Here is a 13,593-nt window from a genome sequence, read left to right on the forward strand (position 1 = left end):
CAGCAAACCTTCAGGAGGCCGTCGACTTCGCGGTCGGTGATAGCGAGTGAGTCCCGTGGATTTTGAGCTGACGGACGGCGAGAGCCTGATGGCGAGCGAGCACGAGCTGATTTATCGGCAGATAACCGAGCACCTCATGCACGGGACTAACGTTGCGACCCACGCGTTCACCGGAGCTACGGCGGACGCCGGAAAGCCCTCCTACGCTCGGTCTGCCACAGTCAGCGCGCAAGAGAGCCGCGACTGGCACGCGGCCAACGCCAAGAGTGCGTCTCTCGGCGTTTGGGGATTGACGGTGGGTGAGGTGATCATCGCGAACTCTCATGTGATCGAAGATTCCAAAGCGCCCCTCAGCCAGGGGAAGGTGCGCTCGCCGGGTCACTGTTACGTCGATGCCCGCGAGCTCGACCGCCTGGCACTCAAGGACCTTCGCGCGCAGCTCTGGTCAGCTGCAATGGCTCGCAAAGAGATACCGACGAGGGAGCCACTTGCAGACGGCGAACTCGACATTGACATCGATCCGGCCTAGTGGCTGGCCCTCGCAGCCTACGGATCGACCGCTGGCAGGCGTGATCCTGCAATAGCTACTCGCTAGCAGGCGCGACGGTTCCTATATCATCCTGATTTCGGATGACGGCGATCTGCACGCGGATCGCGTCCTTCTTCCAATCCGGCATGTCGGGGTCATCAAGGGATAGTCGCAAGGCGGCTTCGCCTTCGATATGGCTGGCCCAGAGATATGGGAGCCGGCGCTCGCCGATGAGCCCTATGAGTGTCAAGGCCTCGGATCCCATTCGGGAGGCCTCCTCTGGGTCGGATGAGCCGCCCTTGTTGTAGTTCTCAAGCAGCTTGGCTAACTGCTCGCGCTCGACCATGAGACGCGTGAAGGCTCGATCTTGCTCTGCAACTCTCCGCGTGTTGCGTCTGTCGACAACGCCAAGAATGATCGCGATCACGCCCGTGGCGATAGCAACGACTACAGCAACGGCTTGAATCCAAAGCGCAACGGTATCTTCCACAAGCCCATCTTGCACGACGTGCGGACCACGGACGGCGGGCTAGGCGGTTTCTGTCTCGTAGTCGTACTTGAGCCTGCTGCTCTCTAGGCCAGCTGCACGCGCTCGAAAGGTTTGGTTCAGGTCGTAGCTGATGAGTTTGGAACGCCCGGCGTAGGGCAGTATGTCAAGGCCGCGTCTGACCATCTCGGCGTCGGGGGTCTCAAGAGGTACATGGCCCAAGTCGTCGGTGAGCAACGCAATAGTGGTCTGCTGGAAGCCACCACGTTCTTCGTAGGCGTGGCGCGCACTGTTCGAGTAAAACATCTCCTCGATGCGTTTGAGAGCGGCCCTGACCTGCGTGCGGACGAGCTCGCCGTGATCAGTCTTGTCGCGGCTCAGCTTCTTACCGTCGAGTTCCACAACGGCTGCCATTGTGACAACGACGTACAGCCTTACACTCGGGCGTTCGCCCAGCAAATTGTGCCATTCGGCATCAGCGAATCCGGCACCCATCGCGACGAAGACTGATGTGTCCGGCACAATCGCCAGAGCGTCACCTCTGCCCCAAGTTCGCGAATCGGAGTCGAAGGTTCGCAGCTCGCCATCGAGTGCCGCCTGTCGCGTTAGCACTTCATTCTGCACGGTCGTACTCAGCGTGCGGCCGTCGATGTAGTTCGAATTTGATCCAAACAACGACCAGTAGAGCCGACTCGTTATTAGACGGTCAATGTCGTCCTCGGAAATGAGCCCGCGCAATAGAACGCGCTGAGTAGCTGCCCAGGAAAGCCAGCGGTTGAACATGTCGCTCGGGTCGCTTCCGTTCATTACTTCGGTCGTAGCCCGACGGGCTTCCACCAAAGCAGCGCGAACTGTGGAGAGAGCGCCACCGGACAACAATTTCAGCATGCCTAAGGATAGATCTGTTGTGAGTCTTGGCGGGTGGGCGTGGACGTTCGAGAAGTGGTTCACACTCAGAGCGGGGCTGAAACTCGTTCCTCGGTCGCGCCACCGATTGCTAGTTGCTTCCAGAAGATTTCGGGGCTGCCCGGCGCATGCAGCATTCATGCCAGCAGTACACGAGACGCGTTGACCAAGCTATACAACCTGCCGATGCAGCCGGCTGCCCGATGGCGTTCGACCCCGCCTCGATCGCGGTCATCATCCTCGTGGTGATGGGCATCGCGTTCCTGGCCGGAACGATCCCGGCGCTGCGGGCGGCCCGGCAGGATCCGATCGAGTCGCTTCGGTACGAGTAGTCCGCTCTGTCGTAGCTCGTTCGCCTGTTCGCCGGGGCCCTGTGGATAACTTCCACGGGGTTTCGGCGTTTCAGGGCACCATGTCGGTCGGGGGTGAGCGACAGGAGTATCGACCGTGACGAACGCCGTGCAGGTGATCACCGAGCGTGTGCGCGACCAGGTGCGTCGCGAAGGCGTCGACCTGGCCTCCGATCACACGCTGGCGAGGCGGTTCGTCGACGACGAGGTGCGCAGCTATACGGAGCGGGCGTTGGGTGGCAGCACGCCTCTGCTGGCAGATGAGGCGGTGGCGGCTCGCGAGGTCGTGGCCTCGCTCACGGGGTTCGGTGCGCTGCAGCCCCTGCTCGACGATCCGGGCATCGAAGAGATCTGGATCAACGCGCCCGATGATGATTTATCAATCGACACTCAATTTAGGCTTGGACGATGAGCGCCGAAGACCTATACAGCGAGCTAAGGGAAACTCCCGAGGAGTGGCGCTGTCGAGAGATGCCAGACATTTTTGCGGGCCTCTCATGCGGGAGGCTGCGGGAGCACGAGGGTGACCATGCCGAGCTAGCCAAAGGCCACCCTCGTGCTGTGATCATCTGGCCGCAGCCCACTGACTAAAGGGGCTTATTCAAGCTGTCTTCCTGAACGTTACGTTTACGTACTGAGGCGCTGTAGTTACTGCCCCTTGGCTCTACGCTCGCAATTCTTCGCAGGCCCTTGTCTATCCATTTGATGTTGATTGCAACACCCAAGAATTCACGAGGAGGTGCACCCTTTGCTTCAGGCCAGTTCGCGCCCAAACAAGCTTTTATTGCCAGCCTCAGTACGGTCTCGATCTGCTGTATTGCTTGGCTAGGCTCCATGATTCAACTCTATGGCTGGCGAATCGATGGATCATTCGGGTGATGCGCTAAGTTCAGCCCATGCCAGAAGAGCACAATGTGGCCAAGCCCGACCGAGTGACTCAAGCTTTAATGTCTGCTCTGGGAATTGCGCAGGACGAAGTGGTGTCTCTCAATAGCGATCAATATATGAAGGTTCGGGCCGCCTACTCCGACGCACAGTCGGAAGACCGACGAGCGATCAACGAGTTGCTTGGGGAAGTCATTCTGACCTCCTCTGCAACGGACGAAGCCGTTAATTCGCTGATCGGCTATTTAGTTATGCGCGACGACGCCGCCCGTGCTGCTAGGGCTATTTCGACTATGAGTTTGGATCAGCGCCTGAAGCACCTCCACAAGCTGCTTCCAACATTCGCTGAAGGTACTGCGCTGCTAAGTCACCTGCACGATATGCGGCATTTTCGGAATCACCTAGCCCATGGTTCGGTCGAGACGTTCAGCGTCGTGGACGGCGAGATCGTTCCCGGTTGGAAGCTGCACTACATGGTGAAACGCAAAGGCCAGTCTGTCGAAGAGGTCGTACCAATCGATGCCGAGGCCCTGAGGGACAGGGTTCGCCGCGCTCGCGTCCTCCAGACCGTGATTCTCGACCTGCTCTATAACTTTGTTTTCTGCCGAACCTTGGGGATCGAGCTGAGGCTAGTTCCCTTTCTGGCCGTTCACGATTCGAACGCAACCTCGGGAGCCCCACGAGACGAGCCATGGTTCAGGCCCACCCTTGCCGCGATGTTCCCGGAGAGCAAGGCCAAGCCTTCTCGCTGACCGGGTAATCGAACTCGATGGCGATACGGTCTCCTGCTGCCCACGTGAACGGTGAGGTCACCGCATGGGGATGCGCTTCGTCGGGGACATCCTGCGTCAATGAGTGTTGGGGGCCGAGAACATGCCGTTGTATTTGCGGGATACAAATTGTAATGTTGGGATACGCATCCGAGCGAAGGGCAGTCTCATGAACCGTCTTATCCCGACTAGTACTTCTCACATCATAGAAAAATTGACGATGATCTGCCGTTGGGCAGTTGATGAAACTCTGGAAATCGCCTACGGCACCTCCCGCAGTCCCGGACTGGACCTCAATCTGAAGGTCGGGAGTCAGCTCTCGCACGGGGAGCAGTTAGATCTACTAGACGGGCTTCCGCAAGGGATGAACCCGTCACCGGCTACAGTCGCACGACTTTCGAAGTACGGCGCTCCGGCCACAAAAGAAGATATTCATGTGCACCAGTTCATTCAGGACAAGATCTCAGAATGGCTCACGGGCCTCATCTCGGCTATCGCCGGGGAAGAAGCCTCTCCTGAAGACTGGGCAGCATTCTTGGCGCTGGAGAAAGATGCGCTAGGTGTGATTGTAGATTCGGTCGATGGCACCACCAACGCTCGCGCGATCCGGAGCGGTTTTAGCTGCAACATCGGCTTGTACCGCTCACTCGGAAGTGGCAAGTTCAAGTTCCTCGGATCAGTGAGCACAAATCAGAGCCGCGAGACGCTGATCTTCGACGCGCGGAGCGGTTCGACATCCATGGTTAGCCCACGTAATAGCGAAGTTGCTCTCGGCCAGGCCACTGAGCCCGACTCCAGTCAAAACGTTCCCGGTACCTACGCTTCGGTGGCCGCTAGGGGAGACTCGCGGGCTGAGCTGGCAGCGTTCTTCGATACCGACACTTCTTTCGGGCTCAACCCCGTCACCTACGGTGGAGTCGTGGAGTACTCGCCCGCCCTCCATACATTCACCTTGGGCGGCGCTCCGGTGATGATTTCCTTCCCTCTTGGCGGTCTTGAGTACCTGCATGTCCCGCACGACCAGACGCCTTATGACGCTTTTCCGCTTGCTGGGGTGATCGCAGCAGGCAACTGCACTTATTTTCAGGCCGAAACGTTGCAGCCGGTAAGCCAAATCGAGATCGAAGACTGGCTCAGTACTGTGACGGGACCGGGAGGCTCAAATCCGCGCCCGGTGAAGGAAGGTCTTCTTGTTCGTGCTGGCGCGCGGCGTGAGACCACCCAGCACCTCCTTGCTGAGGTCCACAAAGCGTGGCGAGTTCGACAGACTATCTCAGCAGCCAATTCAGACACGGAAGGGACAGTGGCATGACCCCCTTACTTGCAGTGCCAGCCAATCAGCGTTCGCCGCACAGCCAGCTGGATGATGTGCTTGACGGCATCGTTGCCAACCGATCGGAACTGAAGGTTTGCAAGAATGTCAACTGAACCTATGACCAGGCCGATCGCGGTACGCGTTTCTATCGAGACACAATCAGCGCTGGAACAACTTTCGAAGATTCTGAGGACGACACTCGCCGAGCAGGTACGTCTCGCGGTAGACGCCTACGTACTCGATCGTTTGTCGAGACCGTCGCTTGACGCCGAAATTAAGGCAGCGAAGTCAAGGTTCGACCGCGCAATGCACGTCTTGACGAACGTCAACGGTCGTCCTGATTTGTCGACCGAAAGCAGGGCGACGGGCAACACCGGGAAGCAGGTCTCGCTGAGGCTAGGGCAGATCGCTCTCATGCGATTAACCTCTCTTGCGGTGCTCGACGACAACGCGGTGGCTGACCAATTGCGCGCCGCGTTTGACAAGTATGTCGAGCAAAGGATGAGTGAATCAGAGATCAGCGATGGAATGACGGCTCTGCGTCTGCTTGAAGGAGTCGATCAATTGGCAGCGGACTCGCCTAATTGAGTGCCAATAGAATCTGCGGGTTGCTTAGCTAGACGTTGGGCAACTGCATCGTCTCGACGGCCCTTGCGTTGAGTCGCCCACAGCTGTTCGCCATGGTGCCCCACTCTTGGACGACGAGTAACACCACGGGGAAGGCGCTGCTATCGGCTAGGGCCGGGCCGGCCGGTCTTGTAACCATGGAGACGCAAGCAGGCAGTTGTCTGCGACTATTGCCGCAGGCAGCCTCAAGCCTCTTAGGATGTCTGAGCCAGGAGCAGATCAACTTCGTCGTCGGATAGGCCAAAGAGCCCTTGTACGATCTCCTCAATCTCGAGATTCGCATAATCGTGTTGGTCTTGAATGAGTTGGCGCTCCTCCTCCATGACGGTGGTGGGCAACGCGCGTACTGCGTTCTCAATGATCACGGTCAAAGCTACAAGTCGGTCGTGAGTAGCGTCGCCTGGGCGTGATCGAGGGATCGGTAATTTCGACACTGTGTTTTCGTAATATTCCAGAACACCCCCGCCCAGGAGCTTTCCAATAAATCTGAACCGAGCTGTCAATAGGCGGCTGTTCAAGATTGCGAGTATGTATCGCAAATCTTCAGGCTGGCCGTTTTCGTAGAGGACGGTGGTGTCTGTCAGGCCGAGATATTTCCGGTGCTCGTCTAGGGCGAATCGGTTTTCGGTGGCTCGATAGGGAACAAAGATTCTGGGGCGATCAAACTTATCGCGGTGCAGCGGCCAGGTGTATTGCCACCATTCACAATTTCCTCGTTCGTACGCTGCCCTTTTCTTCAGCTCGCTCTCGAAGGACTCCAAATGCTGACGGACGTCGGTAGGGACGCGGGAGAGCGAGAGGTAGTTCTCGACGTAGATCATATTCACGCCTGATTCGCGAATTGAATAGCGTTGAATATCACTATTGCGCACCCGCTGGTAAAGGACTCGATCCCGGGTGAGCTCGGCAATCCGCGGTGCGTTGGCGTTGAATACGAATTCCTTATTTCGACCCGTTTGCATGCCCTCGCCGACGTGCAAAATCTTGCCAACTGGGGTACCGGCTAAATCCATGTTCTTCACGATCTTCTGGATATCCGCGTCGCCAAAGTTCCAAGCTGCAGAACCTAAGGATGCGCGGGGGACTTCAACCGTCTCGAAGAGTTTTACATCTTGAAGCGTGGCCGCAGTGTATGCAGTCGGCAGCTTCTTCTCGAGGTATCGAGAGAACAGCGATGTTGTCAGCGCCGTTGACTTTGAGAGCCTGATGATGGCTGTGTTGATACCGACCTTGGGAAAGACTGGTGCATGTCGAAAGTCCACGATGGAGCGGACGCGAGCGTTCTCGGCTAGCCAACCGCGCAGCTTCTGCGCCTTATCAGCCTCTAGGAACGACCTAGAAACAATGAACGAAATCTCCCCTTTGCTTATCTCTACTGCTTTGCGTAGGAAATAAAACAGCAGATCGGTCTTGTCCGCATAGACGCTCGAGTATTTGGTTTTCAGATAGCCCAACCGAGGATCTTTTCGCCCCCATGTTGCATCCACATTAAGATACGGCGGGTTTCCAATCACTGTGTCGAACCCGCCGCGGTTAAAGACCACCGGGAACGTTGCTTTCCAATCAAATGGATTAAACGCGAGCTGCTCTTCCCGTTCGAGCGCTAGGGGCATCTGAAAATCAAGTCCGATCAAAGAGTTACCGCATGCGATGTTGCTGTCGAGGTCGGGGAGAATCCGACCAATTTCGAGTTCCGTCTGGGTCTGGCCCTCGATGACCTTCAGTAGAAGCGACAGCTTGGTTACTTCAACTGCTTGGGGATCGATATCGACCCCGTAAAGGTTTGTCAGAAGGATTCGCTTGCGTTCTGATGTCTTTACTCGGACTTGATTGTCTGAGCCCTGCTCGAGAAACTTCTTAGCTAATGTCGGGCGCGATGCATAGTAATCCCGGTGCCAGTCCAGGAGGAATTGATAGGCCGCAATGAGGAATGACCCGCTCCCAGCGGCGGGGTCGACAATGGCCAGCTCAGCGACTTGGTTCAGGCTCTTACCACGTAATAGTGGTCCGAGTACTTCCTCAATCATGAAGTTAACGATTGGCGTCGGCGTGTAGTAGACACCCCCGGACTTTCGAAATTCAGGCTTGAGGCTGATGGTGGCCACGCGGTCGCTGGAGACCGTGATGTGTTCCCCGAGGAACTGCTCGTAGATCCGCCCCAAAATGTCGGCCGGAAGCACAGAGAACTCGTACGGCTCGGGAAAGTAGAGGCGACCCACGATGGTTCGAAGGATGTCGTCGTCCACGGCGAGGTCGAGGGCGATGCGATCAACTCTTTTGTCGCTTGGGCCGCCGATAAGATGGAAAAGACCCGAATTGTATCGATCGTCAGCCCGCTTGAAGAGCGTCAATAGCCGGCCATACAAACCTGGCTCGCTACTGGCGGCGAGCTGCAAAGCATTTCCTGCTTCCAAGCCACGTGATTCGGCGTTTCGTAGAAAGACGATTCGGTCAATCAGTGTCTGAACAGCGCCGTTGACTTCAAGCCCGCTAAGGCTGAGATTTTTGGCTGCAATGTCTGTAGCAAGAGATTTTCTCCACTGACGAATTTCGTCAAGGAACGCCTCGTCGATCGGTCGGGTGCCTCGCGGCGGTTTCGACTCGGCCGCAAGAAGATCGAGGATGCCCGAGGCAACGTTCTCTCGGCCAAACATTCCCCGAAGAAGATGCCAGTTCTCCGGCAGCTCGTTATATGTGAAGTATATTAAGCGACCGACGTGAGCACTGTCAGTCTTGTTTGGCATGGCACGGCAGTCGTAAATTGCGAACTCTTCGAAGTCCGTAACCAACCCGTAGGGCAAATCCGCGCTCCAGCAGTAACGTCGAATCTGGAACGCAGCTTCGCGCCCCTCCGCAATGTTCACTGCCGGGCGCTTCGCTTCAATGAAGAAGCGCCGTCGCCCATCAAGTATGAAGCCGTAGTCCGGCGCTTTCGTGGAACCGTCGATTGTGACGGCGTCCTCGTGCACGACATTTCGCTCGGAGTAAGCGCCGCCGTGCCTGTTGGTTGGGTCCCAGCCAAGCTCTTCGAGAAGGGGATTCAGAAACTCAGTTCTAAGAGCAAGTTCCTTGAAGTCGGCGCTTCTGTAACGATCCCGATCTGCGGTGAACTGCGTGATCTTATCGAGAATTCGCTGCGGGATCGTCGAGGCGTCTGTGACGGCTTCAACTTGCTCCTTGATTGTCTCAACCAAAACTGCGTCCCCTCGGTGCCAACGCTCCCATTGCGTGCGTCGCTGAGTCAAACCTACTCAACCTGGCAGGAATCGCTGTTCTGGCAGGGCCTGCTGATGTTGACGTTGCGAGACATAGTGCGTCGGCCGTGTTCAGCCTGTTTGTGAGTTCTGGTGGCGGTAGAACGTGGCACGGCTCCACCCGACGAGCTGCGCGGCTTCGGCCGCGGTCTTACCGGCGGATCGAGCCTGCGCGACGATCGCGAGTCTCTCGGCCACGACGGTTGGGTCGGATTTCGGGCGCCCAAACCGGTTACCGGCCTCCCTGGCGACGGCGATGCCGGCATTGACGCGTTCGACAATAAGCTCGCGCTCGTATTCTGCGAGGGTCGCAAGCATGTTCAGCATTAGCCGGCCCGTCGACGTCGCCGGGTCGATTTCGTCGGAGATGGATCGCACGTTGATCCCGGCTTCGCGGAGACCGTTTACGCTGTTGAGGACATCGATCAAGGATCGGCCAAGTCGATCGACTCGCCATACGACCACGGTGTCACCGGCCTCGGCATAGTCGACCAGCCGCTGCATCCCGGGGCGTGACGCGGCCGTCTTGCTGCCGGAGGTGACGTCAGAGAAAATGTCCCGCTTCTGCACCCCTGTGGAGAGGAGCGAATTGACCTGGAGCTGCGGATCTTTGCCGGCGGTACTGACGCGTGTGTAGCCAAGAAGTCGCGTACGGCAATCATGTCTCGCCAACCCAGGAACTACTAGCGAGACACGCGAGCGGCTGAGATTACTTCGTGAGACATTGACCATGACCGGGAATTCGCGGTAGGAGCGTGGTCGTCTCGGCCTCAGCCATGTGTCTCGTAAATCTATTGCTTTTCGAGACATGGTCTATGTTGCAAACACCGATAGCTCGGCCCTACTCCAGGAGCGGCGGAGATCGAGAGCGAAACATACGATTTGGTCACGTGCTTCTGGGGCGCCATGTTGACATGAATATGGTTATCGCCTCTCCTAAACCCCAATCCGCGCGCTACGTTGTGGGATATGACAGCCGAACCCAACCTTGCCCACCTCCAGCGTCTGGCCGCGGATCGTGGACAGGTCATCATTAAGGCGACCGACAACGACCTCTACGCACTCGTGACGCCCGACAATGCTGGGAAGGGTCTCGACCCGCGGGGGGAGCTGGGCGCGGCAAGTGCGTTCCGAGACGGCGTTGGTATGCCCCTGTCTGATGTCGCTGACTTGTTGGAGGGTCGGGCGTCCTAACCGCCCGCCCGTCCCGGCTTCGGACGTGAAGTTTTGGTGTCAGACCCCTGGCGTACTGAGATTGGGTGGAGTTGAGAGGTCAAGGAGTGGCTGTAGACGCGCGTACCGAAGTTATGGATCTCAGCGGGCGCATTCTTGCTGCGGTCCCGTCGGGCAGCACGATCCGCATCACGTACATCTCCGGCGCGCCTCGCGTGCAGCGGCGAGCTAAGGGGGGCCGCCAAGAGTGATGCGCTGATCGAGCAGGCGCGACAGCTTTGAGCGACTTCGGGCATTCCGTTCTGGTATGCGCTCTTCCTCGTGGGCGAGACCTTCTCGGGCACGTGGCGCCCTGCGATGCTCTCGCTCATCGTGCCGAACGGGTTTCCCATCAAGGTCACCTCTGTCGCTCGTTCGACATTCCGATGAAGACTGCGCAAGGCCCTCAGGCCACGCACAGCATCCGTGTAGCGTACGTGTCCATGACTTCGAGTTCACCGGCACCTCAGATCGAACTCACCGAGCGGGCGAAATGGCAGGCGTTCGCCGTGGCCGTCGGCGTTGCGGCGCTCACGATTCTCGACCTGTCGAAGGTCAACGTCGGGCTTCCCTCGATCGAGAAGGCGCTCGGCGCCGGACCTACCGAGCTGCAGCTGATCGTCGCCGGCTACGCCCTCGCCTTCGGGCTCGCTCTCGTTCCTGCCGGGCGGCTGGGCGACATCTATTCGCGCAAACTGCTCTTCTCCATCGGACTCATCTCGTTCACCCTCGCGAGTCTCGCCTGCGCGCTCGCACCGACGGTCGAGACCCTGCTCATCGCGCGCATCCTGCAGGGAGTCGCCGCAGGCATCCAGATGCCGCAGGTGCTCGGGCTCGTGCAGCAGCTGTTCCAGGGGTCGGCGCGAGGGCGCGCCTTCGGCATCTTCGGCGCCACCATCGGCGTCGCCACCGCGTTCGGGCCGACGCTCGGCGGGCTGCTGATCGCCGTCGGGGGAGAGACCGACGGGTGGCGACTGCTGTTCTGGATGAACATTCCGCTCGGCCTCATCGCCCTGTTCTTCGCTCTGCGCCTGTTGCCGACGAAGCCCAAGGGCACGACCGTGAAGACTCAGCTCGACCTCGTGGGCATCCTGCTGCTCGGCTTCTCGGTGTTCAGCCTGATGGTGCCGTTCGTCTTCACCACCGGCGGCCCCGACGACGACCCCAAGCGCTGGTTCTGGCTCGTCGGCTTCGCGCTCGGAACCACCGCGTTCCTTCTGTGGGAACGCGACTACGGCCGGCGCGGCAAGTCTCCCGTGGTGCACTTCTCGCTGTTCCGCATCGCGTCGTATCGCAATGGAATCCTCGTGGCCACCGCGTACTTCGCGGCGATTCCAGGCACCTTCCTGCTGACGACGCTCTACCTGCAGCAGGGGCTCGGCGCGCTTCCCGTGTTCGCTGGCATGGTGAGCATCCCGTTCGCCCTCACCTCCGCCGCCAGCTCGCTGATCGGCGGCCGCATCGTCGAGCGCTACGGCCGCAAGCTCGTCGTGATCGGCACGGTCACGGTCATCGTGGGCTTCTCCCTCATACTCGCCGCGGCGGTGCTCACCCCGCGCGACGAGACGATCTGGTGGATGGCCGCCGCCATGGCCGTCGCGGGAGCCGGAGGCGGCCTCGTGATCTCGCCCAACCAGACCCTGACGCTCGCGGAGGTTCCCGTGAGCGAGGGCGGGGTCGCGGGCTCACTCGCCCAGGTCGGACAACGCGTCGGCACCGCGATCGGCGTCGCAGCCGTCAGCTCCACCTTCTTCGCGACCCTCTACCGCGACAAGGCAGATGCCGACCAGCTCATGGCGTACCACGAGGGCTTCCGCAACGGCATCCTCATCGCCATCTCGCTCATCACGGTGTCGCTGATTGTGGGGCTCGTCGACCTGAGGTCGCGTGCGAAAGCCGCGAAGCGCGAGACCGCCGCATCCGACGCCTGACGAGCAGCGCGCCTGATCAGGCCGACTGCCTGCCCGGCCGCCGAGGAACGTAACGGGGCACGTAACGCAGCATCAGCCCCGCGCCCAGCACGCCGATGACCCCCATGATCGCCGTCGCGAGCGACAGCGTGGCCACGGCTACGACGAGCGACACGAGCAGGGGAGCGGCGGCCGTTCCCGCATCGCCGGTGAAGCGGAACGCACCCAAGAAGGGTGCGGGGTCGTCTTTGGGGGCGAGGTCGGCGCCGAGCGTCATGAGGATGCCGCTGCCGATGCCGTTCGCGAGGCCGGTGAGCACCGTGACCCCGATGAACCACCCGACCGCGTGCTGCAGGTCGTGGGTGAAGGCCAGCACGAAGAGCCCGATGCCCATGCCGAGCATCGACGGCACGACGCTCCACAGCCGGCCGAACCGGTCCATCACCTGGCCGCTGGCATAGAAGAGGGCGAAGTCCATCGCGCCGCCGAGGCCGATGATGAGAGCCGTCGTGCTCTCCGACAGGTCGAGACTCACCGCCCACAACGGCAGGATGACCGAACGGCTCGCGCGCAGGGCGCCCACGATCGCCACTCCCGTTCCGAGGCGAGCGAGAACCCCGCGGAAGTTCCAGACCGTGCGGAACAGCCCGTGCGACTCCTCGGCCACGAGGTGCTCGCCCTCGGTCTCGTGCGTGCCTTCGGTGGTCTGCGCGCGTGCTGCGGCCCCCGCGGTCGGGTCGGGCATCACGAGGAGGAGCACGATCACCAGCACGGCGCAGGCGAGGTGCACCCAGAAAACGATCTCGGCGTGCGAGGTGAGGGCGATCAAGCCGGCGGCGATGAACGGGCCGACGAACCAGCCCGCCCGGAAAGTTCCGCCGAGGGTGGAGAGGGCGCGCGCCCGGAACTGCAGCGGCACGAACGTGGTCATGAACGCGTGCCGGGCGAGGGCGAAGGTCGCGGTCGACAGGCCGAGCAAAAAGATGCCGACCCCGAGCATCCAGGGCCCGGATGCGACGATGCACGTCGTGACGCCGATGATCGACACGAGAGACGCACCCACCATGGCCCGCCGCTCGCCGATGCGGCTCACGATCCAGCCGCTCGGGATGTCGCCGATGAGCTCGCCGACCATGATCATCGCTGCGATGAAGCCGGCCAGGGCGAGACCGGCACCGAGATCCTGCGCGATCGCCGGAATGATGGGGATGATCGAGCCCTCGCCGATGGCGAAGAGCAGCGACGGGAGGAGGGCGGGGAGGGCGATGGAACGGAATCGGAACCCGGTCTCTGCATCGCTCATATCGCATCCACTGTACGCCGAGGGAGCGACCACGCCCGCCCGGTA

Annotated in this window: 12 protein-coding genes; 7 read left to right on the top strand and 5 right to left on the bottom strand. The window is 60.0% G+C overall.

What is annotated here, in order from left to right:
* Positions 1-55 precede the first annotated feature (55 nt).
* On the top strand, positions 56-529 hold the full coding sequence (locus tag QCD70_RS01070; RefSeq protein WP_301213271.1) for a hypothetical protein: 474 nt from the start codon (positions 56-58) through the stop codon (positions 527-529).
* Between the two features lie 55 nt (positions 530-584).
* Here the strand turns inward: QCD70_RS01070 and QCD70_RS01075 are convergent, their stop codons facing one another.
* Positions 585-1,019, bottom strand: coding sequence for a hypothetical protein (locus QCD70_RS01075; RefSeq protein WP_301213272.1), 435 nt, complete (start codon positions 1,017-1,019; stop codon positions 585-587).
* Between the two features lie 39 nt (positions 1,020-1,058).
* Positions 1,059-1,904, bottom strand: coding sequence for a hypothetical protein (locus QCD70_RS01080; RefSeq protein WP_301213273.1), 846 nt, complete (start codon positions 1,902-1,904; stop codon positions 1,059-1,061).
* A 221-nt stretch (positions 1,905-2,125) separates the two neighbouring features.
* Between QCD70_RS01080 and QCD70_RS01085 the strand changes: the two genes are divergently transcribed.
* The 5 genes from QCD70_RS01085 to QCD70_RS01105 all read left to right on the top strand — a co-directional run bounded on the left by QCD70_RS01085 (position 2,126) and on the right by QCD70_RS01105 (position 5,830).
* Positions 2,126-2,254 (top strand): hypothetical protein, encoded by a 129-nt coding sequence (locus QCD70_RS01085; protein ID WP_301213274.1) that lies wholly within the window; start codon positions 2,126-2,128, stop codon positions 2,252-2,254.
* A 115-nt stretch (positions 2,255-2,369) separates the two neighbouring features.
* Positions 2,370-2,684 (top strand): hypothetical protein, encoded by a 315-nt coding sequence (locus QCD70_RS01090; RefSeq protein WP_301213275.1) that lies wholly within the window; start codon positions 2,370-2,372, stop codon positions 2,682-2,684.
* Between the two features lie 484 nt (positions 2,685-3,168).
* Positions 3,169-3,909 (top strand): hypothetical protein, encoded by a 741-nt coding sequence (locus QCD70_RS01095; protein WP_301213276.1) that lies wholly within the window; start codon positions 3,169-3,171, stop codon positions 3,907-3,909.
* A 187-nt stretch (positions 3,910-4,096) separates the two neighbouring features.
* Positions 4,097-5,239 carry a hypothetical protein gene (locus QCD70_RS01100; RefSeq protein ID WP_301213277.1) on the top strand — a complete coding sequence of 381 codons (1,143 nt, stop codon included), beginning with the start codon at positions 4,097-4,099 and terminating at the stop codon, positions 5,237-5,239.
* 120 nt (positions 5,240-5,359) lie between these two features.
* Positions 5,360-5,830 carry a hypothetical protein gene (locus QCD70_RS01105; protein WP_301213278.1) on the top strand — a complete coding sequence of 157 codons (471 nt, stop codon included), beginning with the start codon at positions 5,360-5,362 and terminating at the stop codon, positions 5,828-5,830.
* Positions 5,831-6,063: 233 nt separating this feature from the next.
* Here the strand turns inward: QCD70_RS01105 and QCD70_RS01110 are convergent, their stop codons facing one another.
* Both QCD70_RS01110 and QCD70_RS01115 read right to left on the bottom strand, forming a co-directional pair.
* Complete coding sequence (locus tag QCD70_RS01110; protein WP_301213280.1) at positions 6,064-9,063, bottom strand: Eco57I restriction-modification methylase domain-containing protein; 3,000 nt, start codon at positions 9,061-9,063, stop codon at positions 6,064-6,066.
* A 132-nt stretch (positions 9,064-9,195) separates the two neighbouring features.
* On the bottom strand, positions 9,196-9,795 hold the full coding sequence (locus QCD70_RS01115; protein ID WP_301213281.1) for a recombinase family protein: 600 nt from the start codon (positions 9,793-9,795) through the stop codon (positions 9,196-9,198).
* Between the two features lie 983 nt (positions 9,796-10,778).
* Here QCD70_RS01115 and QCD70_RS01120 point away from each other — a divergent pair.
* Positions 10,779-12,266, top strand: coding sequence for an MFS transporter (locus tag QCD70_RS01120; protein WP_301213282.1), 1,488 nt, complete (start codon positions 10,779-10,781; stop codon positions 12,264-12,266).
* Between the two features lie 16 nt (positions 12,267-12,282).
* Here QCD70_RS01120 and QCD70_RS01125 read toward each other — a convergent pair whose 3' ends face one another.
* Complete coding sequence (locus QCD70_RS01125) at positions 12,283-13,548, bottom strand: MFS transporter (RefSeq protein WP_301213283.1); 1,266 nt, start codon at positions 13,546-13,548, stop codon at positions 12,283-12,285.
* Between the last annotated feature and the right edge of the window lie 45 nt (positions 13,549-13,593).

This window comes from Agreia sp. PsM10, assembly GCF_030433855.1.
Taxonomy (GTDB): Bacteria; Actinomycetota; Actinomycetes; order Actinomycetales; family Microbacteriaceae; genus Agreia.